Consider the following 19,070-nt stretch of genomic DNA (forward strand, 5'->3'; position numbering starts at 1 on the left):
CAATATGGGGAGAAGGAATACCCTTGCTGGACGTCAACTTCTTTGATGAGCTGCGCATCGGCCTGGCGACCGCTGACGACATCCGCCAGTGGTCGTTCGGTGAGGTGAAGAAGCCCGAGACCATCAACTACCGGACGCTGAAGCCGGAGAAGGACGGTCTCTTCTGCGAGAAGATCTTCGGTCCCACCCGGGACTGGGAGTGCTACTGCGGCAAGTACAAGCGCGTGCGCTTCAAGGGCATCATCTGTGAGCGCTGCGGCGTCGAGGTGACCCGGGCCAAGGTGCGCCGCGAGCGGATGGGCCACATCGAGCTGGCCGCCCCGGTCACCCACATCTGGTACTTCAAGGGCGTGCCGTCGCGGCTGGGCTACCTGCTCGACCTGGCCCCGAAGGACCTTGAGAAGATCATCTACTTCGCCGCCTACGTGATCACCGGGGTGAACACCGAGCTGCGGCACAACGACCTGCCCACCCTCGAGTCCGAGATGGGCGTCGAGCGCAAGCAGGTCGAGAACAAGCGCGACGCCGACATCGAGGCCAGGGCCCAGAAGCTGGAGGGCGACCTCGCCCAGCTGGAGGCCGAGGGCGCCAAGAGCGACGTCCGCCGCAAGGTCAAGGAGGGCGGCGAGCGCGAGATGCGCCAGCTCCGCGACCGGGCCCAGCGCGAGCTGGACCGGCTCGAGGAGATCTGGAGCACCTTCACCAAGCTGGACTCCAAGCAGCTGATCGCCGACGAGATGCTCTACCGCGAGCTGATCGACCGCTACGGCGACTACTTCACCGGCGCCATGGGCGCCGAGGCCATCCAGACGCTGCTGCGCGACTTCGACGTCGACGCCGAGGCCGACATCCTGCGCGAGACCATCCGCTCGGGCAAGGGCCAGAAGAAGCTGCGCGCGCTCAAGCGGCTCAAGGTCGTGGCCGCCTTCCAGGCGACCCGCAACTCGCCCATGGGCATGGTGCTGGACTGCGTCCCGGTCATCCCGCCGGACCTGCGCCCGATGGTGCAGCTCGACGGTGGCCGCTTCGCCACGTCCGACCTGAACGACCTGTACCGCCGCGTGATCAACCGCAACAACCGGTTGAAGCGGCTGATCGACCTCGGCGCGCCCGAGATCATCGTCAACAACGAGAAGCGGATGCTGCAGGAGGCCGTCGACGCGCTGTTCGACAACGGCCGCCGCGGCCGTCCGGTCACCGGGCCGGGCAACCGCCCGCTGAAGTCGCTGTCGGACCTGCTCAAGGGCAAGCAGGGTCGGTTCCGCCAGAACCTGCTCGGCAAGCGCGTGGACTACTCGGGCCGCTCGGTCATCATCGTCGGCCCGCAGCTGAAGCTGCACCAGTGCGGTCTGCCGAAGGCGATGGCGCTGGAGCTGTTCAAGCCGTTCGTCATGAAGCGGCTGGTCGACCTCAACCACGCGCAGAACATCAAGTCCGCCAAGCGGATGGTCGAGCGCGCGCGCCCGGCCGTGTGGGACGTGCTCGAAGAGGTCATCAACGAGCACCCCGTCATGCTCAACCGCGCGCCGACCCTGCACCGCCTGGGCATCCAGGCCTTCGAGCCGCAGCTGGTCGAGGGCAAGGCGATCCAGCTGCACCCGCTGGTGTGCGAGGCGTTCAACGCCGACTTCGACGGCGACCAGATGGCGGTGCACCTGCCGCTGTCGGCCGAGGCGCAGGCCGAGGCCCGCATCCTCATGCTGTCGAGCCACAACATCCTCTCGCCCGGCTCGGGCCGCCCGCTGGCCATGCCGCGTCTGGACATGGTCACCGGCATCTTCTACCTGACCAGGCTCAAGGACGGCAGCCCCGGCGCGGGCCAGGCGTTCTCGTCCCCGGCCGAGGCGATCATGGCCTACGACCGCGGCGTGATCAGCCTGCAGTCGCCGGTGAAGATCCGCCTCACCCACCGCACGCCCGGTCCGGGCATGGTGGGCGATGACTGGACGCCGGGCAGCCCGTGGCTGGCCGACACCACGCTGGGCCGGGTCATCTTCAACGACCTGCTCCCGGCGGACTACCCGTTCATCAACGAGCAGCTGGCCAAGAAGAACCAGGCCGCGATCGTGAACGACCTCGCCGAGCGCTACCCGATGGTGGCCGTGGCGCAGACGCTGGACAAGCTCAAGGACGCGGGCTTCTACTACGCGACCCGATCCGGCGTCACCATCTCGATCTCCGACGTGCTCGTCCCGGACGCCAAGCAGGGCATCCTGGACGACTACGAGGCCAAGGCCGACACGGTCGAGAAGCGCTACCAGCGCGGTCAGCTGTCGCTCTCCGAGCGCAACAGCGAGCTGGTGCAGGTGTGGGCCAAGGCCACCGACGAGGTCGCCAGGGTCATGGAGGAGAACTTCCCCGACGACAACCCGATCCCGATGATCGTCAAGTCGGGCGCGGCGGGCAACATGACCCAGATCCGCCAGCTGGCGGGCATGAACGGTCTGGTGACCAACCCGCGCGGCGAGTTCATCCCCCGCCCGATCAAGGCCAACTTCCGCGAGGGCCTGTCGGTGCTGGAGTACTTCATCGCCACGCACGGCGCCCGCAAGGGTCTGGCCGACACCGCGCTGCGCACCGCCGACTCGGGCTACCTGACCCGTCGTCTGGTGGACGTGTCGCAGGACGTCATCGTCCGCGAGGTCGACTGCGGCACCACCCGCGGCATCGTGATGCCGCTGGGCGTCGCGGGCGCCGACGGCCGGGCGGTGCGCCACCAGTACGTGGAGACGGGCCTGTACGCGCGCTGCGTGTCCGAGGACGTCACCGACTCCGACGGCAACGTCCTGATGAACCGCGCCGACGACCTCGGCGACCCGGCCATCGAGAAGCTGCTGTCGTCCAACGTGCTGAAGGTCAAGGTCCGCTCGGTGCTGACCTGCGAGGCCGCGGTCGGCGTCTGCGCGACCTGCTACGGCCGCTCGATGGCGACCGGCCAGCTGGTCGACATCGGCGAGGCCGTCGGCATCGTCGCCGCGCAGTCCATCGGCGAGCCCGGCACCCAGCTGACCATGCGCACCTTCCACCAGGGCGGTGTGGCCGGGGACGACATCACCACCGGTCTGCCCCGCGTCCAGGAGCTGTTCGAGGCCCGCCAGCCCAAGGGCCGGGCCCCGATCGCCGACACCGACGGCCGCGTGCGCATCGAGGACGGCGACCGCTACTGGAAGATCACGATCATCCCGGACGACGGTTCCGAGGAGATCGTGATGGAGAAGCTGTCCAAGCGCCAGCGCCTCGCGCTGACGCCGGACGGCCCGCTCGCCGACGGCGACCACGTGGCGGTCGGCCAGCAGCTGCTCGAAGGCACCCCGGACCCGCACGAGGTGCTGCGGGTCATGGGTCCCCGCGAGGCCCAGCTGCACCTGGTCGACGAGGTCCAGAAGGTCTACCGGGCGCAGGGTGTGTCCATCCACGACAAGCACATCGAGGTCATCGTCCGGCAGATGCTGCGCCGGGTGACGATCCTCGACAGCGGGGCGGCGGAGTTCCTGCCCGGCGCGCTGATCGAGCGCGCCGAGTTCGAGTCCGAGAACCGCCGCGTCGTGGCCGCCGGTGGCGAGCCCGCCTCCGGCCGCCCGGTCCTGATGGGCATCACCAAGGCGTCGCTGGCCACGGACTCGTGGCTGTCGGCGGCCTCCTTCCAGGAGACCACCCGCGTGCTGACCGACGCGGCCATCAACGGCCGCAGCGACAAGCTCGTCGGCCTGAAGGAGAACGTGATCATCGGAAAGCTGATCCCGGCCGGTACCGGCATCAACAAGTACCGCAACATCCAGGTTCAGCCGACCGAGGAGGCCCGCGTGGCCGCCTACGCCATCCCGAGCTACGACGACGGGTACTACACCCCGGACGTCTTCGGCACGGGCACCGGCGCGGCCGTCCCGCTGGACGACTACGACTTCGGCCGCGACTACCGCTGACCGATGTCCTGAAGATCGTCTCGGAGCCAGGCCCCGCGAGCACAGCTCGCGGGGCCTGGCCCGTCTCCGGGTAGGGGGCGATAGGGGAGTCCCCTGTGGACAGGGCCGTTCGGACCTGAGGAGTTCGGCCGAATCGCGGATACAGTTGGTGATTCGTTGACGGGCCGTCGTGGGGTGCGCCACCCTCGGGCGCGGTGTAACCCTGCCCCCTGGAGGTCCGCGTGAAGCGCCGCAGTGCCCGCCTCTTATCCGTCATCCCCGTCGTGATCGCCACCGTGCTCGCGACGATGGTCCTCAGCACGCAGCCCGCCGCGGCCGACGGCTGCTACACCTGGGGGCGCACCCTCTCCCAGGGCAGCTCCGGCGAAGACGTGCGCCAGCTGCAGATCCGCGTCGCCGGCTACCCCGGCTACGGGGCCGTGCTGTCCCTCGACGGCCAGTTCGGCCCGGCCACCAAAGCCGCGGTGACCCGGTTCCAGCAGGCCTACGGCCTCGGCGCCGACGGGATCGCCGGGCCCGCCACCTTCAGCCGCATCTACGCGCTGCAGGACGACGACTGCACGCCGATCAACTTCTCCTACGCCGAGCTGAACAACTGCAATTCGACGTGGGGCGGGGGAGCGGTCGCGGCGTCGACGGCCAAGTTCAACGCGCTGGTGTCGATGTGGAAGCTGCAGGCGCTGCGCCGCGCCCTGGGCGACCAGTCGATCAGGGTGACGAGCGGCTTCCGCAGCCGGGCGTGCAACGACGCCGTCGGCGGGGCGAGCAACAGCCGCCACCTCTACGGCGACGCCGTCGACCTCGGGTCCGGCCCGCACTCGCTGTGCAGGCTGGCCCAGCAGGCCCGCAACCACGGCTTCAACGGCATCCTGGGCCCCGGCTACCCGGGCCACAACGACCACACCCACGTCGACCACCGCGGCGGTCGGTTCTGGTCGGCTCCCAGCTGCGGCATGTGATCTTCCGGCCGCCGGTTCCCCCGGTCGGGGAACCGGCGGCCAGTGGCCGCCGTCTCACCCGCACGGACGAGGCGGAGGAGGAGTCCCCGGTGGGTGAGTTCAAGGTCGAGCCCGCGGAGTTGGTGGGCTACAGCGAGCTGATGACGCGACAGGCCCAGCACTTCATGACCATCAAGGAGCACGCGGTCACCAAGGGCGGCGACACCGCGGGGTTCACCGGTCTGCTGACGCTGCTGCACCCGGTCGTCACCGGCATCGCCACCCTGTACGGCGAGACCCTCGACTTCGCCAACCGGGTCATGACCAAGGACGCGGCCGGCCTCGTCGAGGCCTCCGAGGCCTACGACGGCACGGACCTCACCAATGGCGAGACTTTCACCCTGATCGAACAAGGCATCAACACGCTGCCCGGCACGAGCGTGCTTGGAGGCGACCGGTGAGCACCTACCCCGACGTCGAGGACCCGGCCGCCGCGCTGAGCGCGGGCGCCGAGGACCGCCCCGGCAGGCAGTCCACCCAGGAGCTGATCGAGAAGGCGGGCTGGAAGATCCAGGGCGTCAACTGGATCTACGAGAAGGTCACCGGGGAGAACCTGGTCGACGTGCTCATCAAGCCGCTGCTCGGCGACTTCGAGAAGATCGACGCCAACGCCCACGCGTGGAACCAGGTCAGCAAGGCCCTGGACTCGGTGCGCCGCAACCTCGACGCGGGCGCCGACCAGCTCGGCCAGCACTGGGAGGGCGACGCGGCGGGCAGCTTCCGCCGCCGCATGGACACCATGTGGGCCATCGCCTGCGAGGCCGACTCGCAGCTCGCGCGCATCATCGGCGACCGCTTCAAGTCCATGGCCAGCACCTGCCGCACCGCGTGCGGCCTGGCGCTGACGCTGCTGGACAAGCTGGTCGGCAAGCTGATGGAAGCCGTCATGACAGCGGCCATCCCGGTCGTCGGCTGGGGCCGCGCGGTGTGGCTGGTCTACGACGCCATCGAGCTGGCCGACGCCATCCGCAAGATCATTATCTCGATCCAGACGCTGATCGAGGGTGTCCAGGGCATGGTCGACGGCATCGTCGCCATGGGCACCGCGCTGATGAAGCTCAAGGACGTCCGCGACGTCAACGACCTGCTCGACGTCGTCGACTCCTACCAGGACGGCCAGGAGAAGTTCGCCGACGGCGCCGCCGCGGCCAAGTCCGGCGCGCTCGGCGTCGGCATGGCCGCGTGGGGCATCAACGGCAAGGTCAACAACGTGGCGAACGGCAGGCCCGTCCCCACCGCCCCGACCGCGCCACCCCCGTCCGCGCCGCCCCCGTCCGCGCCGCCGCCGTCCGCCCCGGCCCCCGCCCCGGCGACCAGCGGGAGCCCGCGATGACCATCCCGATCCCCGGCAGCCCCGGCGCGACCTTCCCGTACGACCAGGCCCGCCTGGAGGAGCTGATCGCGGGCGTCGACGCCCGCATCGCCGACGTCGAGCGCACCGCCGTCGAGGCCGCCGCGGCGGGCAACCGCGCGCCAGGCCTGTCCGAAAAGGACATCGCCGAGATCGAGCGCGCCGCCACCGCTCCCGGCGCCCCCAAGGAGATGCGCGACATGGTCCAGCGCATCAAGGACGGCGAGCTGTCCTGGTCGGACGTCCTCTCCGGACGCGCCCTGGACGACGAGGGCGTCCAGGCCGCGATGGCGGCCAACGTGGAGCAGCTGCGCCAGGCCCACGACGCCATCCGCGAGGGCCAGGACCCCCAGGACATCATCGACGCCCTCGGCGGCGGCCCCCGGGGCGGGGACGACGACGACCCCGACGGCGGCGGCATCATGCGCTCGGCCTGGTGAGGCGAGCACCCGCGCTGACCTGAGACCGATCGCCCGCCGTGCCGCCCCCAGGCGCACGGCGGGCGATCGGCGTTCCCGGCAGGTGTGGCTATGCCTTGTTGCCCCGACCCGAGACGACGTTGTTGGCCAGGCCCGCGGCGATCGCCAGGAGGCGGGTCGGGCCGGTCTGGTCGGGGTGCAAACGAAGGGTGTTGCGGCGGACCCTGCGGCCGTCGCGCTTGGCCAGCTCCCCGTAGTGGAAGGCCGCGACGTCGGTGAAGTCGCCGAGCGGCCTGCCCGCCGGGTCGCTGAGGCGGATCGCCGAGGCGAACTTGCGGGCCAGGGAGCCGACCGGCGCGCCGTCCGGCCCGGTGACCGTGACCTGGCCGCCGCCGAGCCAGTGGAAGCCCTTCCTGATCCCCAGCGCCTCTCGGCCGTCCGGCAGCGTGACGGTCAGGTCGTACGGGGTGACGCCCGGCTCGTCCACCATCCTGACCACGCCCTTGAGCCCGGGGCCGCCGCGGTCGCGAACCCTGGCCAGCAGCGTTCCGCGCTCGTCGTAGACGTCGACGGCGTAGGCGGTGTTGAAGAACGACGTGCGGACACCCGCGTCCTGCTCGATCAGCAGCGCGGGCGCGGAGAACAGATCCACGCCCCGCAGGCTACCCACGCGCCGGGTATGGCGTTCGCCACAGCAAGGCCGCCCAGTGAGGCGCCGCGGGGGAGCGCCTACGGCGTGTCCGGCGTTGTTCCCGTGTTCGGTACCCCGGTTGGCGGTACCCCCCGTTTTGACCCCGCCCGAGCGGGGACGGTATCTTTGCTACTCGTGCCCGACTTGTGTCGGGTCGGTCTGTGCGCCTGTGCCGTGCGGGTCGTCTGCCGACGGCCTCCTGCACCAGTCGCCGGAAGTACCTTCCGAACCCGTGGGGATACGTTCTCCTGCGGGTGCTCCGGGGGAGGGCGGCGACACGCCCGACCTCGGGGTACGGGCGGACATGCAGGAACTCGCTAGCAAGCAGGCGCCCAGCCAGGGCGCGACAGGAAGAAAGCCGGTCTATGCCCACGATCCAGCAGCTGGTCCGCAAGGGCCGCCAGGACAAGGTCGCCAAGCAGAAGACTGCGGCTCTCAAGGGGAGCCCGCAGCGGCGTGGCGTGTGCACGCGTGTGTACACCACCACCCCGAAGAAGCCGAACTCCGCGCTCCGCAAGGTCGCTCGCGTGAAGCTGACCAGCGGCATCGAGGTCACCGCCTACATCCCGGGTGAGGGTCACAACCTCCAGGAGCACTCGATGGTGCTCGTCCGCGGCGGTCGTGTGAAGGACCTCCCCGGCGTTCGTTACAAGATCATTCGCGGCTCGCTGGACACCCAGGGCGTGAAGAACCGCAAGCAGGCCCGCAGCCGTTACGGCGCGAAGAAGGAGAAGAGCTGACATGCCCCGTAAGGGACCGGCCCCGAAGCGGCCGCTCATCTCTGACCCGGTTTACAGCTCGCCGCTGGTCACGCAGCTGATCAACAAGGTTCTGGTCGACGGCAAGCGCTCCGTCGCCGAGCGCATCGTCTACGGCGCCCTCGAAGGCGCCCGCGACAAGAGCGGCACCGACCCCGTCGTGACCCTCAAGCGCGCGCTCGACAACGTGAAGCCCACCATCGAGGTGAAGTCCCGCCGCGTCGGTGGCGCCACCTACCAGGTGCCGATCGAGGTCAAGCCCGGTCGCTCCACCACGCTGGGCCTGCGCTGGCTGGTCACCTACTCCCGCGCCCGTCGCGAGAAGACCATGATCGAGCGCCTGATGAACGAGCTCCTCGACGCCTCCAACGGCCTGGGCGCGAGCGTCAAGCGCCGCGAGGACACGCACAAGATGGCCGAGTCCAACAAGGCCTTCGCCCACTACCGCTGGTAATCCCGGTAGCTGATCTCAGATAGGACAGGGGTAAACCCGTGGCACTCGACGTGCTGACCGACCTGGCCAAGGTCCGCAACATCGGGATCATGGCCCACATCGACGCGGGCAAGACGACCACGACCGAGCGGATTCTGTTCTACACCGGGATCAGCTACAAGATCGGTGAGGTCCACGACGGCGCCGCGGTCATGGACTGGATGGAGCAGGAGCAGGAGCGGGGGATCACCATCACCTCCGCGGCCACGACCTGCTTCTGGAAAGACCACCAGATCAACATCATCGACACGCCCGGCCACGTCGACTTCACCGTCGAGGTGGAGCGTTCGCTGCGCGTGCTCGACGGCGCCGTCGCGGTCTTCGACGGCAAGGAGGGCGTCGAGCCGCAGTCCGAGCAGGTCTGGCGGCAGGCGACCAAGTACGACGTCCCGCGCATCTGCTTCGTCAACAAGATGGACAAGCTCGGCGCGGACTTCTACTTCACGGTGAAGACCATCTCCGACCGCCTGGGCGCCAAGCCGCTGCCGATCCAGATCCCGATCGGCGCCGAGTCCGACTTCATCGGCGTCGTCGACCTGGTCGAGATGCGGGCGCTCACCTGGCGCGGCGAGGTCCAGAAGGGCGAGGACTACGCCATCGAGGAGATCCCCGCGGACCTCCTGGAGAAGGCGCAGGAGTACCGCGAGGCGCTGGTCGAGGCCGTGGCCGAGACCGACGACGACCTGATGGAGCGCTACCTCGGCGGCGAGGAGATCACCATCGCCGAGATCAAGGCGGGCCTCCGCAAGATCGTCAACGAGGGTTCGGCGTACCCGGTGCTCTGCGGCTCGGCGTTCAAGAACAAGGGCGTGCAGCCCATGCTCGACGCCGTCGTGGACTACCTGCCGTCGCCGCTGGACGTCCCGGACGTCGAGGGCACGCTGCAGGACGGGGAGACCCCGGCCACCCGCGCGGCCTCGGCCGACGAGCCGTTCTCCGGCCTCGCCTTCAAGATCGCGGTCCACCCCTTCTTCGGCAAGCTGACCTACGTCCGGGTGTACTCCGGCAAGGTCGACTCCGGCGCCCAGGTCATCAACTCGACCAAGGACCGCAAGGAGCGCATCGGGAAGATGTTCCAGATGCACGCCAACAAGGAGAACCCGGTCACCTCGGCGAGCGCGGGCCACATCTACGCGGTCATCGGCCTGAAGGACACGACCACCGGCGACACGCTCTGCGACCCGCAGAAGCCGATCGTGCTGGAGTCGATGACCTTCCCGGACCCGGTCATCCAGGTCGCCATCGAGCCCAAGACGAAGGCGGACCAGGAGAAGCTCTCCCTGGCCATCCAGAAGCTGGCCGAGGAAGACCCCACGTTCAAGGTCAACCTGGACGAGGAGACCGGCCAGACGATCATCGCCGGCATGGGCGAGCTCCACCTGGACATCCTGGTGGACCGCATGCGCCGCGAGTTCAAGGTCGAGGCGAACATCGGCCGCCCGCAGGTGGCCTACCGCGAGACCATCCGCCGCGCCGTGGAGAAGTACGACTACACCCACAAGAAGCAGACGGGTGGCTCCGGCCAGTTCGCGAAGGTCGTCATCGCCCTGGAGCCGCTGAACACCGCGGACGGCGCGCTGTACGAGTTCGAGAACAAGGTCACCGGTGGCCGCGTGCCGAGGGAGTACATCCCCTCGGTGGACGCCGGTGCCCAGGACGCCATGCAGTACGGCGTGCTGGCGGGCTACCCGCTGGTCGGCCTGAAGCTGACCCTGCTGGACGGCGCGTACCACGAGGTCGACTCGTCGGAAATGGCCTTCAAGGTCGCGGGCTCGATGGCGCTGAAGGAGGCCGCCCGCAAGGCGGACCCCGCGCTGCTGGAGCCCATGATGGCCGTCGAGGTGACCACGCCGGACGAGTACATGGGCACCGTCACCGGCGACCTCAACTCCCGCCGCGGCCAGATCCAGGCCATGGAGGAGCGCAGCGGCGCCAGGATCGTCAAGGCCCTGGTCCCGCTGTCGGAGATGTTCGGCTACGTCGGCGACCTGCGGTCGAAGACCCAGGGCCGGGCGAACTACTCGATGGTGTTCGACTCCTACGCCGAGGTTCCCACGAACGTGGCCAAGGAGATCATCGCGAAGGCGACGGGGGAGTAACCCCGCACCGGGGTCCGCGCCACCGGGCGCGGACCCCGACGTGCGGGCTCCCCGGGGCCTCCCCGGGGTCCGCACAATCGACCCTGATGGACCGCTGCCGGGTCCGGGCGGATACCGTCCACGACCACAGCGGACAAGCTAACCAGTCCAGGAGGACAGTCCAGTGGCTAAGGCCAAGTTCGAGCGGACCAAGCCGCACGTCAACATCGGCACCATTGGTCACATCGACCATGGCAAGACCACGCTGACCGCGGCCATCTCCAAGGTCCTGCACGACAAGTACCCTGACCTGAACCCCTTCACGCCGTTCGACGAGATCGACAAGGCGCCGGAGGAGAAGCAGCGCGGCATCACCATCTCGATCGCTCACATCGAGTACCAGACCGAGAAGCGCCACTACGCGCACGTCGACTGCCCGGGTCACGCCGACTACGTCAAGAACATGATCACCGGTGCGGCGCAGATGGACGGCGCCATCCTGGTGGTCGCCGCGACCGACGGCCCGATGCCGCAGACCCGCGAGCACGTGCTGCTGGCCCGCCAGGTCGGCGTGCCCTACATCGTCGTGGCGCTGAACAAGTCCGACATGGTCGACGACGAGGAGATCCTGGAGCTCGTCGAGCTCGAGGTGCGCGAGCTGCTGTCCGCGCAGGACTTCCCCGGCGACGACCTGCCGGTCGTGCGCGTCTCCGCGCTCAAGGCGCTGGAGGGCGACGCCGAGTGGGGCGAGCGCCTCATCGCGCTGATGGACGCGGTCGACGAGCACATCCCGCAGCCGGAGCGCGAGACCGACAAGCCCTTCCTCATGCCCGTCGAGGACGTCTTCACGATCACCGGCCGCGGCACCGTCGCGACCGGCCGCATCGAGCGCGGCGTCGTCAACGTCAACGAGGAGGTGGAGATCGTCGGCATCAAGGAGAAGGCGCAGAAGACCACCGTCACCGGTGTCGAGATGTTCCGCAAGCTCCTCGACCAGGGCCAGGCGGGCGACAACGTCGGCCTGCTGCTCCGCGGCATCAAGCGCGAGGACATCGAGCGCGGCCAGGTCATCGTGAAGCCGGGCACCACGACCCCGCACACCGAGTTCGAGGCCCAGGTCGTCATCCTGAGCAAGGACGAGGGCGGTCGCCACACCCCGTTCTTCAACAACTACCGCCCGCAGTTCTACTTCCGCACCACCGACGTGACCGGCGTCGTGACCCTCCCCGAGGGCACCGAGATGGTCATGCCGGGCGACTCCACCGGCATGTCGGTCAAGCTGATCCAGCCGATCGCCATGGACGAGGGTCTGCGCTTCGCCATCCGCGAGGGTGGCCGGACCGTCGGCGCGGGCCGCGTCACCAAGATCAACAAGTGAGCTGAGCCGGGGTGGCCGTTAGTTCGGCCACCCCGGTTTTGTTCGTCCCCACCCCGTGTGGGATGCTCTACGGGTTGCTCGTTGCACGGCCGCCGCGCTCACCACGCGCGGAGGGCGGGAACGAGGGCCAGGGCCGTTCCGGCCCTTCGGAACCGAATGCCAGTCCTGAGGTTCGACCAAGGGACGAGCATGTGGAACCTCCGCGACACGCCCGACCGCGTGGACCGGAGCGACCAGGGCAGACGGCTCCACATTGACTTGTGAACAGGGAAGCGGCGCGGCACCGGCCTGGATAGGTCAGGCCCCCGCCGAGGATCGCGAGAAGAGGAACGGCAAGCCACCATGGCGGGACAAAAGATCCGCATTCGGCTCAAGGCGTACGACCACGAGGCCATCGACGCGTCCGCGCGCAAGATCGTGGAGACCGTCACGCGCACCGGCGCTCGGGTCGTCGGCCCCGTGCCGCTGCCCACCGAGAAGAACGTCTACTGCGTCATCCGCTCGCCGCACAAGTACAAGGACTCGCGCGAGCACTTCGAGATGCGCACGCACAAGCGGCTGATCGACATCCTCGACCCGACGCCGAAGACGGTGGACGCGCTCATGCGCATCGACCTGCCTGCCAGCGTCGACGTCAACATCCAGTAAGCGCGCGTCGAGGCGGAGAGTAACGAGAGCCATGTCTGACAGGCAGATGAAGGGAATCCTGGGCACCAAGCTCGGGATGACCCAGGTCTTCGACGAGAACAACCGGATCGTCCCGGTCACCGTCGTGAAGGCCGGACCCAATGTGGTCACGCAGATCCGCAGCCAGGAGAAGGACGGCTACGCCGCTGTTCAGATCGCGTTCGGCGCCATCGCGCCGCGCAAGGTGAACAAGCCGGAGCGGGGCCACTTCGACAAGGCGGGCGTCACGCCGCGCCGCGTGCTGGCCGAGCTGCGCACCGCTGACGCGGCCGAGTACACCCTGGGCCAGGAGATCACCGTCGAGGTGTTCGAGGCCGGTGCGGTGATCGACGCGACGGGCACCACCAAGGGCAAGGGCACCGCCGGTGTCATGAAGCGCCACGGCTTCAAGGGCCTCGGCGCTTCCCACGGCACCCAGCGCAAGCACCGCTCGCCCGGCTCCATCGGTGGCTGCGCCACCCCGGGCCGCGTGTTCAAGGGCCTGCGCATGGCGGGCCGCATGGGCAACGCCAGGGTGACCACCCAGAACCTGACCGTGCACCAGGTCGACGCCGAGTCCGGCCTGATCCTGCTCAAGGGCGCCGTTCCCGGCCCCAAGGGCGGCCTGGTGTTCCTCAAGACCGCTGCGAAGGGCGGTGCCTGAGATGACGACCGTTGAGGTCAAGACCCCCGAGGGCAAGACCGACGGCAGCATCGACCTGCCCGCCGAGATCTTCGACGCGACCGCGAACGTGGCGCTGATGCACCAGGTCGTCGTGGCCCAGCAGGCCGCGGCGCGCCAGGGCACGCACTCCACGAAGACCCGCGGCGAGGTCTCCGGCGGTGGCAAGAAGCCGTACCGCCAGAAGGGCACCGGCCGCGCCCGCCAGGGCTCGACCCGCGCGCCCCAGTTCGTCGGCGGCGGCGTCGTGCACGGCCCCCAGCCCCGCGACTACTCGCAGCGCACGCCCAAGAAGATGAAGGCCGCCGCGCTGCGCGGCGCCCTCTCCGACCGGGCCCGCGCCGGGCAGCTGCACATCGTGTCGGCGCTGGTCGGCGGGGACACCCCGTCCACCAAGACCGCCCGCAAGCTGATCGAGTCGGTGACCTCGGCCCGCCGCGTGCTGGTCGTGCTGACCCGCGACGAGGACGTCGCCTGGGTGTCGGTGCGCAACCTGCCGCAGGTCCACATCATCGCGCCGGACCAGCTGAACACCCTGGACGTCCTGGTGAACGACGACATCGTCTTCACCAAGGCCGCCTATGACGCCTTCCTCGCCGGTCCGGCCAAGGTCATCCGTGCCAAGGCCAGCTCCGCCGAGGTGTCGGAGGAGGACAAGTGATCCCCGACCCCCGCGACATCGTGCTCGCGCCGGTGATCTCCGAGAAGTCGTACGGTCTCCTTGAGGAGAACAAGTACACCTTCGTGGTGAGCCCGGGTGCTAACAAGACCGAGATCAAGATCGCGATCGAGAAGATCTTCGCGGTCAAGGTGCTGAGCGTGAACACGCTCAACCGGAACGGCAAGCGCAAGCGGACCCGCACCGGCTACGGCAAGCGCAAGGACACCAAGCGCGCGATCGTCACCCTGTCCCCGGAGAGCAAGCCGATCGAGATCTTCGGCGGCCCGGCCGCGTAAGGACGAGTAGACAATGGGTATCCGCAAGTACAAGCCGACGACCCCCGGTCGTCGCGGCGCGAGCGTCTCGGACTTCGCCGAGATCACCCGCTCCACCCCGGAGAAGTCGCTGCTCCGCCCGCTGCACGGCCGCGGTGGCCGCAACGCGCACGGCAAGATCACCACCCGGCACAAGGGCGGCGGTCACAAGCGCGCGTACCGGCTGATCGACTTCCGCCGCCACGACAAGGACGGCGTGCCGGCCAAGGTCGCTCACATCGAGTACGACCCCAACCGCACCGCGCGCATCGCGCTGCTGCACTTCGCCGACGGGGAGAAGCGCTACATCATCGCCCCCGCGAAGCTGCGCCAGGGTGACCCGATCGAGTCCGGCCCGCGGGCCGACATCAAGCCGGGCAACAACCTGCCGCTGCGCAACATCCCGGTCGGCACCGTGGTGCACGCCATCGAGCTGCGTCCGGGCGGTGGCGCCAAGATCGCCCGCTCGGCCGGTTCCAGCGTGCAGCTGGTCGCCAAGGACGGGCCGTACGCGCAGCTGCGCATGCCGTCGGGCGAGATCCGCAACGTCGACGTGCGCTGCCGCGCCACCGTCGGCGAGGTGGGCAACTCCGAGCACTCCAACATCAACTGGGGCAAGGCGGGCCGCATGCGGTGGAAGGGCAAGCGCCCGACCGTCCGCGGTGTCGCCATGAACCCGGTCGACCACCCGCACGGTGGTGGTGAGGGCAAGACCTCCGGTGGTCGCCACCCGGTCAACCCCGCGGGCAAGCCCGAGGGCCGCACCCGCCGCCGCAAGCCGAGCGACAAGCTGATCGTCCGCCGCCGCCGTACCGGCAAGAAGCGCTGAGCAGGGAGGTAGAAGCAATGCCACGCAGCCTGAAGAAGGGCCCGTTCGTGGACGACCACCTGCTCAAGAAGGTGGACGCGCTGAACGAGTCGGGCAAGAAGACCGTCATCAAGACCTGGTCCCGCCGGTCCACGATCATCCCGGACATGCTGGGCCACACCATCGCGGTGCACGACGGCCGCAAGCACGTCCCGGTCTTCGTCTCCGAGGCCATGGTGGGTCACAAGCTGGGCGAGTTCGCCCCGACCCGCACGTTCAAGGGCCACATCAAGGACGACCGCAAGTCGCGCCGCCGCTAGGCACGGATCAGAGAAAGAGCAAGGGGAACAGCGATGAACGCCCGTAACGACGCCGTGGCGACGGAAGAGCTTCCGCGCGCCGTGGCTCGGGCTCGCTACGTCCGGATGACGCCGATGAAGGTGCGCCGGGTCGTCGAGCTCATCAGGGGACGTAGCGCCGGTGACGCCCTGGCCGTGCTCCGGTTCGCGCCGCAGGCCGCCTCGGAGCCGGTGGCCAAGCTGCTGGCCAGTGCCGTCGCCAACGCCGAGAACAACCTCGGTCTCGACCCGGACACCCTCTGGGTGTCGACGGTGTTCGTGGACGAGGGCCCGACCCTGAAGCGGTTCCGGCCGCGCGCGCAGGGTCGCGCTTACCGCATCCGCAAGCGGACCAGCCACATCACCATCGAGGTCGAGTCGCGTCCGGCGGTTGCCAAGCCCGCCAAGGGCAAGAAGGGCGGTGCCCGCTAATGGGGCAGAAGATCAACCCGCACGGCTTCCGCCTCGGGATCACCACCGACTGGCGGTCCCGCTGGTACGCCGACAAGCAGTACGCGGAGTACGTCGCAGAGGACGTGAAGATCCGCCGCCTGCTGTCCAAGGGCATGGAGCGCGCAGGCATCTCCCGCGTGGAGATCGAGCGCACCCGTGACCGCGTCCGCGTCGACATCCACACCGCCCGGCCGGGCATCGTCATCGGCCGCCGCGGCGCGGAGGCCGACCGCATCCGCGGTGAGCTGGAGAAGCTGACCAAGAAGCAGGTCCAGCTCAACATCCTCGAGGTCAAGAACCCCGAGTCGGATGCCCAGCTGGTCGCCCAGGTGACCGCCGAGCAGCTGTCCAACCGCGTGTCCTTCCGCCGCGCGATGCGCAAGGCCATCCAGTCGGCCATGCGCTCCCCGCAGGTCAAGGGCATCCGCGTGCAGTGCTCCGGCCGCCTCGGCGGCGCGGAGATGTCCCGCTCCGAGCACTACCGCGAGGGCCGGGTCCCGCTGCACACGCTGCGCGCCGACATCGACTACGGCTTCTTCGAGGCCCGCACCACCTTCGGCCGCATCGGCGTCAAGGTGTGGATCTACAAGGGCGAGGTCGTCGGCGGCCGTCGCGAGGCCGACGTGCGCCAGCCCGCGGACTCGCGCCGCGAGCCCCGCCGCGAGCGGCCCAGCCGTCCGCGCCGCTCCGGCTCCGCGGGCACCACGCCCACCAGCACCGAGGCGGGTCGCGCCGCCGCGTCCGACACCCCGGCGACCGACGCGTCCGCCGCGACCAACGGGGAGGGCTGAGCAGTGCTCATCCCACGCAAGGTCAAGCACCGCAAGCAGCACCGCCCGGACCGCTCGGGCGCTGCCAAGGGCGGCACGAAGGTGACCTTCGGCGAGTTCGGCATCCAGGCGCTGGAGCCGGCGTACGTGACCAACCGGCAGATCGAGTCGGCGCGTATCGCGATCAACCGGCACATCCGCCGTGGTGGCAAGGTCTGGATCAACATCTTCCCGGACCGCCCGCTGACCAAGAAGCCCGCCGAGACCCGCATGGGCTCCGGCAAGGGCTCGCCCGAGCACTGGGTGGCCAACGTCAAGCCCGGCCGCGTGCTGTTCGAGATGACCTTCCCCAACGAGACGGTGGCGCGTGAGGCACTGCGCCGCGCGATCCACAAGCTGCCGATGAAGTGCCGCATCGTGACGCGTGAGGGTGGTGACTTCTGATGGCCGCCGGGACCACCGCGACGGATCTGCGCGAGCTGACCGACGACGAGCTGGTGCTGCGCCTGCGGGAGGCGAAGGAGGAGCTGTTCAACCTCCGGTTCCAGATGGCGACCGGCCAGCTGGACAACAACCGCCGCCTGCGCACGGTCAAGCAGGACATCGCCCGGGTCTACACCGTGATGCGCGAGCGCGAGCTCGGGCTCTCGGCCGCCCCTGACGAGAGCGGTGAGGGCGCCGCATGAGCGAGGAAACGAACGTGACCGAGGACGTCAAGCGCACGAGCACCCGCAAGGTCCGCGAGGGCCTCGTGGTCTCGGACAAGATGGACAAGACCATCGTCGTCGCGCTCGAGGACCGCAAGAAGCACCCGCGCTACAGCAAGATCATGCGCTCCACCACCAAGGTGAAGGCGCACGACGAGGCGAACACCGCCGGTGTCGGCGACCGTGTTCTGCTGATGGAGACCCGGCCGCTGAGCGCCACCAAGCGGTGGCGCCTGGTCGAGGTCATCGAGCGCGCCAAGTAGGAAAGATCTAGGCCGAGCCTGCCAGGTCGGAATCTGGCAGGCCAGGAATGGTCAAGGAGTAGACGTGATCCAGCAGGAGTCGCGCCTGCGCGTCGCCGACAACACCGGGGCGAAGGAAATCCTTTGCATCCGCGTGCTCGGCGGCTCGGGGCGGCGCTACGCGGGCATCGGCGACATCATCGTCGCCACCGTGAAGGACGCCATCCCCGGCGCGAACGTGAAGAAGGGCGATGTCGTCAAGGCGGTCATCGTGCGCACCGTCAAGGAGCGCCGCCGCCCCGACGGCAGCTACATCCGGTTCGACGAGAACGCGGCGGTGCTCATCAAGAACGAGGGTGAGCCCCGCGGCACCCGCATCTTCGGCCCGGTGGGCCGCGAGCTGCGCGACAAGAAGTTCATGAAGATCATCTCGTTGGCGCCGGAGGTGCTCTGACATGAAGATCAAGAAGGGCGACACGGTCGTCGTCATCTCGGGCAAGGACAAGGGCGCGAAGGGCAAGGTCATCCACGCCTACCCCGCGACCAACAAGGTCCTGGTCGAGGGCGTGAACCGGATCAAGAAGCACACCCGCGTCTCGCAGAACCAGCGCGGCGCCCAGTCCGGCGGCATCGTGACCCAGGAAGCCCCCATCCACGTCTCGAACGTGATGCTGGTGGCCGACGGCAACGCCGTCCGGGTCGGGTACAAGACCGCCGAGGACGGCCGCAAGGTCCGCATCGCCCGCGGCAAGGGCAACGGGAAGGAGATCTGATCATGACTACCACGGAGAAGATCATCCCCCGGCTCAAGACCCGGTACCGCGACGAGATCTCGGGTGCCCTGAAGACCGAGTTCGAGTACTCGAACCCGATGCTGATCCCCGGCGTCGTGAAGGTCGTCGTCAACATGGGCGTCGGCGACGCCGCCCGCGACGGCAAGCTGATCGAGGGCGCCATCCGCGACCTGGCCACCATCACCGGCCAGAAGCCCGAGGTGCGCAAGGCCCGCAAGTCGATCGCGCAGTTCAAGCTGCGCGAGGGCATGCCGATCGGCGCCAGGGTCACCCTGCGCGGCGACCGCATGTGGGAGTTCCTCGACCGCCTGCTGACGATCGCGCTGCCGCGTATCCGCGACTTCCGCGGCCTGTCGGGCAAGCAGTTCGACGGCAACGGCAACTACACCTTCGGTCTCAACGAGCAGTCGATGTTCCACGAGATCGACCCGGATTCCATCGACCGCCAGCGCGGCATGGACATCACGGTCGTGACCACCGCGAGGACCGACGCGGAGGGCCGGGCGCTGCTCAAGCACCTGGGCTTCCCGTTCAAGGAGAACTGAG

At 68.9% G+C, this 19,070-nt stretch carries 24 protein-coding genes; 23 read left to right on the plus strand and 1 reads right to left on the minus strand.

The window, feature by feature from the left end; translation table 11 throughout:
* Positions 1–23: 23 nt before the first annotated feature.
* The 5 genes from ACFPM7_RS03215 to ACFPM7_RS03235 all read left to right on the plus strand — a co-directional run bounded on the left by ACFPM7_RS03215 (position 24) and on the right by ACFPM7_RS03235 (position 6,712).
* The gene (locus tag ACFPM7_RS03215; RefSeq protein ID WP_378243540.1) at positions 24–3,923 is read left to right on the plus strand and encodes a DNA-directed RNA polymerase subunit beta'; all 3,900 of its coding nucleotides are present in this window, start codon (positions 24–26) and stop codon (positions 3,921–3,923) included.
* Between the two features lie 221 nt (positions 3,924–4,144).
* Positions 4,145–4,882 (plus strand): D-Ala-D-Ala carboxypeptidase family metallohydrolase, encoded by a 738-nt coding sequence (locus tag ACFPM7_RS03220; RefSeq protein ID WP_378243542.1) that lies wholly within the window; start codon positions 4,145–4,147, stop codon positions 4,880–4,882.
* An 89-nt stretch (positions 4,883–4,971) separates the two neighbouring features.
* Positions 4,972–5,322: a hypothetical protein gene (locus ACFPM7_RS03225; RefSeq protein WP_378243544.1), complete on the plus strand. Its 351-nt coding sequence runs from the start codon at positions 4,972–4,974 to the stop codon at positions 5,320–5,322.
* A complete protein-coding gene (locus tag ACFPM7_RS03230; protein WP_378243546.1) occupies positions 5,319–6,254 on the plus strand; it encodes a WXG100 family type VII secretion target in 936 nt (311 codons plus the stop codon). Before ACFPM7_RS03225 ends, ACFPM7_RS03230 begins: the two co-directional genes overlap by 4 nt.
* Positions 6,251–6,712 carry a hypothetical protein gene (locus tag ACFPM7_RS03235; protein ID WP_378243548.1) on the plus strand — a complete coding sequence of 154 codons (462 nt, stop codon included), beginning with the start codon at positions 6,251–6,253 and terminating at the stop codon, positions 6,710–6,712. The genes ACFPM7_RS03230 and ACFPM7_RS03235 overlap by 4 nt, the downstream gene beginning before the upstream one ends.
* A gap of 88 nt (positions 6,713–6,800) precedes the next feature.
* On the opposite strand, the gene ACFPM7_RS03240 is transcribed toward ACFPM7_RS03235, so the two are convergent.
* Complete coding sequence (locus ACFPM7_RS03240) at positions 6,801–7,343, minus strand: hypothetical protein (protein ID WP_378243550.1); 543 nt, start codon at positions 7,341–7,343, stop codon at positions 6,801–6,803.
* Positions 7,344–7,747: 404 nt separating this feature from the next.
* On the opposite strand from ACFPM7_RS03240, the gene rpsL reads away from it, so the two are divergent.
* The 18 genes from rpsL to rplE all read left to right on the plus strand — a co-directional run bounded on the left by rpsL (position 7,748) and on the right by rplE (position 19,069).
* On the plus strand, positions 7,748–8,122 hold the full coding sequence (rpsL, locus tag ACFPM7_RS03245; RefSeq protein ID WP_030473471.1) for a 30S ribosomal protein S12: 375 nt from the start codon (positions 7,748–7,750) through the stop codon (positions 8,120–8,122).
* A 1-nt stretch (position 8,123) separates the two neighbouring features.
* Positions 8,124–8,594 (plus strand): 30S ribosomal protein S7, encoded by a 471-nt coding sequence (gene rpsG / locus ACFPM7_RS03250; protein WP_378243553.1) that lies wholly within the window; start codon positions 8,124–8,126, stop codon positions 8,592–8,594.
* A 38-nt stretch (positions 8,595–8,632) separates the two neighbouring features.
* The gene (fusA, locus tag ACFPM7_RS03255; protein ID WP_378243555.1) at positions 8,633–10,732 is read left to right on the plus strand and encodes an elongation factor G; all 2,100 of its coding nucleotides are present in this window, start codon (positions 8,633–8,635) and stop codon (positions 10,730–10,732) included.
* 163 nt (positions 10,733–10,895) lie between these two features.
* Positions 10,896–12,089, plus strand: a complete 1,194-nt coding sequence (gene tuf, locus ACFPM7_RS03260; RefSeq protein ID WP_378243557.1) for an elongation factor Tu — start codon at positions 10,896–10,898, stop codon at positions 12,087–12,089.
* Between the two features lie 342 nt (positions 12,090–12,431).
* The gene (rpsJ, locus tag ACFPM7_RS03265; protein ID WP_003938093.1) at positions 12,432–12,737 is read left to right on the plus strand and encodes a 30S ribosomal protein S10; all 306 of its coding nucleotides are present in this window, start codon (positions 12,432–12,434) and stop codon (positions 12,735–12,737) included.
* A 31-nt stretch (positions 12,738–12,768) separates the two neighbouring features.
* Positions 12,769–13,419, plus strand: coding sequence for a 50S ribosomal protein L3 (gene rplC / locus ACFPM7_RS03270; protein WP_378243560.1), 651 nt, complete (start codon positions 12,769–12,771; stop codon positions 13,417–13,419).
* A gap of 1 nt (position 13,420) precedes the next feature.
* Entirely contained in the window at positions 13,421–14,098 is a 678-nt protein-coding gene (gene rplD, locus ACFPM7_RS03275) for a 50S ribosomal protein L4 (RefSeq protein WP_378243562.1), read from the plus strand.
* Complete coding sequence (gene rplW / locus ACFPM7_RS03280) at positions 14,095–14,394, plus strand: 50S ribosomal protein L23 (protein ID WP_378243564.1); 300 nt, start codon at positions 14,095–14,097, stop codon at positions 14,392–14,394. The genes rplD and rplW overlap by 4 nt, the downstream gene beginning before the upstream one ends.
* Before the next feature lie 13 nt (positions 14,395–14,407).
* Positions 14,408–15,241 (plus strand): 50S ribosomal protein L2, encoded by an 834-nt coding sequence (gene rplB, locus ACFPM7_RS03285; RefSeq protein ID WP_378243566.1) that lies wholly within the window; start codon positions 14,408–14,410, stop codon positions 15,239–15,241.
* A 17-nt stretch (positions 15,242–15,258) separates the two neighbouring features.
* Positions 15,259–15,540: a 30S ribosomal protein S19 gene (gene rpsS, locus ACFPM7_RS03290; RefSeq protein WP_033384221.1), complete on the plus strand. Its 282-nt coding sequence runs from the start codon at positions 15,259–15,261 to the stop codon at positions 15,538–15,540.
* Between the two features lie 33 nt (positions 15,541–15,573).
* Entirely contained in the window at positions 15,574–15,990 is a 417-nt protein-coding gene (gene rplV, locus ACFPM7_RS03295; protein WP_378243569.1) for a 50S ribosomal protein L22, read from the plus strand.
* The gene (gene rpsC / locus ACFPM7_RS03300) at positions 15,990–16,802 is read left to right on the plus strand and encodes a 30S ribosomal protein S3 (RefSeq protein WP_378243571.1); all 813 of its coding nucleotides are present in this window, start codon (positions 15,990–15,992) and stop codon (positions 16,800–16,802) included. The genes rplV and rpsC overlap by 1 nt, the downstream gene beginning before the upstream one ends.
* Positions 16,803–16,805: 3 nt before the next feature.
* Positions 16,806–17,225: a 50S ribosomal protein L16 gene (gene rplP, locus ACFPM7_RS03305; RefSeq protein ID WP_378243573.1), complete on the plus strand. Its 420-nt coding sequence runs from the start codon at positions 16,806–16,808 to the stop codon at positions 17,223–17,225.
* Positions 17,225–17,467: a 50S ribosomal protein L29 gene (rpmC, locus tag ACFPM7_RS03310; protein ID WP_378243575.1), complete on the plus strand. Its 243-nt coding sequence runs from the start codon at positions 17,225–17,227 to the stop codon at positions 17,465–17,467. Before rplP ends, rpmC begins: the two co-directional genes overlap by 1 nt.
* Positions 17,464–17,751: a 30S ribosomal protein S17 gene (rpsQ, locus tag ACFPM7_RS03315; RefSeq protein WP_378243577.1), complete on the plus strand. Its 288-nt coding sequence runs from the start codon at positions 17,464–17,466 to the stop codon at positions 17,749–17,751. The genes rpmC and rpsQ overlap by 4 nt, the downstream gene beginning before the upstream one ends.
* Before the next feature lie 64 nt (positions 17,752–17,815).
* Positions 17,816–18,184: a 50S ribosomal protein L14 gene (rplN, locus tag ACFPM7_RS03320; protein ID WP_378243579.1), complete on the plus strand. Its 369-nt coding sequence runs from the start codon at positions 17,816–17,818 to the stop codon at positions 18,182–18,184.
* A gap of 1 nt (position 18,185) precedes the next feature.
* Entirely contained in the window at positions 18,186–18,503 is a 318-nt protein-coding gene (gene rplX / locus ACFPM7_RS03325; RefSeq protein WP_378243581.1) for a 50S ribosomal protein L24, read from the plus strand.
* Positions 18,504–18,505: 2 nt separating this feature from the next.
* Positions 18,506–19,069 (plus strand): 50S ribosomal protein L5, encoded by a 564-nt coding sequence (gene rplE / locus ACFPM7_RS03330; protein ID WP_378243583.1) that lies wholly within the window; start codon positions 18,506–18,508, stop codon positions 19,067–19,069.
* Position 19,070 lies beyond the last annotated feature (1 nt).

It is taken from the genome of Actinokineospora guangxiensis, from assembly GCF_042657845.1.
Lineage (GTDB): Bacteria > Actinomycetota > Actinomycetes > Mycobacteriales > Pseudonocardiaceae > Actinokineospora > Actinokineospora guangxiensis.

What these genes read in the sequence shown, in the direction of transcription:
- ACFPM7_RS03235 (WP_378243548.1), top strand. Translation starts at nt 6,251, where the DNA reads ATGACCATCCCGATCCCCGGCAGCCCCGGCGCGACCTTCCCGTACGAC.
- rpsL (WP_030473471.1), top strand. Translation starts at nt 7,748, where the DNA reads ATGCCCACGATCCAGCAGCTGGTCCGCAAGGGCCGCCAGGACAAGGTC.
- rpsG (WP_378243553.1), top strand. Translation starts at nt 8,124, where the DNA reads ATGCCCCGTAAGGGACCGGCCCCGAAGCGGCCGCTCATCTCTGACCCG.
- rpsJ (WP_003938093.1), top strand. Translation starts at nt 12,432, where the DNA reads ATGGCGGGACAAAAGATCCGCATTCGGCTCAAGGCGTACGACCACGAG.
- rplC (WP_378243560.1), top strand. Translation starts at nt 12,769, where the DNA reads ATGTCTGACAGGCAGATGAAGGGAATCCTGGGCACCAAGCTCGGGATG.
- rplD (WP_378243562.1), top strand. Translation starts at nt 13,421, where the DNA reads ATGACGACCGTTGAGGTCAAGACCCCCGAGGGCAAGACCGACGGCAGC.
- rplB (WP_378243566.1), top strand. Translation starts at nt 14,408, where the DNA reads ATGGGTATCCGCAAGTACAAGCCGACGACCCCCGGTCGTCGCGGCGCG.
- rpsS (WP_033384221.1), top strand. Translation starts at nt 15,259, where the DNA reads ATGCCACGCAGCCTGAAGAAGGGCCCGTTCGTGGACGACCACCTGCTC.
- rplV (WP_378243569.1), top strand. Translation starts at nt 15,574, where the DNA reads ATGAACGCCCGTAACGACGCCGTGGCGACGGAAGAGCTTCCGCGCGCC.
- rpsC (WP_378243571.1), top strand. Translation starts at nt 15,990, where the DNA reads ATGGGGCAGAAGATCAACCCGCACGGCTTCCGCCTCGGGATCACCACC.
- rpmC (WP_378243575.1), top strand. Translation starts at nt 17,225, where the DNA reads ATGGCCGCCGGGACCACCGCGACGGATCTGCGCGAGCTGACCGACGAC.
- rpsQ (WP_378243577.1), top strand. Translation starts at nt 17,464, where the DNA reads ATGAGCGAGGAAACGAACGTGACCGAGGACGTCAAGCGCACGAGCACC.
- rplX (WP_378243581.1), top strand. Translation starts at nt 18,186, where the DNA reads ATGAAGATCAAGAAGGGCGACACGGTCGTCGTCATCTCGGGCAAGGAC.
- rplE (WP_378243583.1), top strand. Translation starts at nt 18,506, where the DNA reads ATGACTACCACGGAGAAGATCATCCCCCGGCTCAAGACCCGGTACCGC.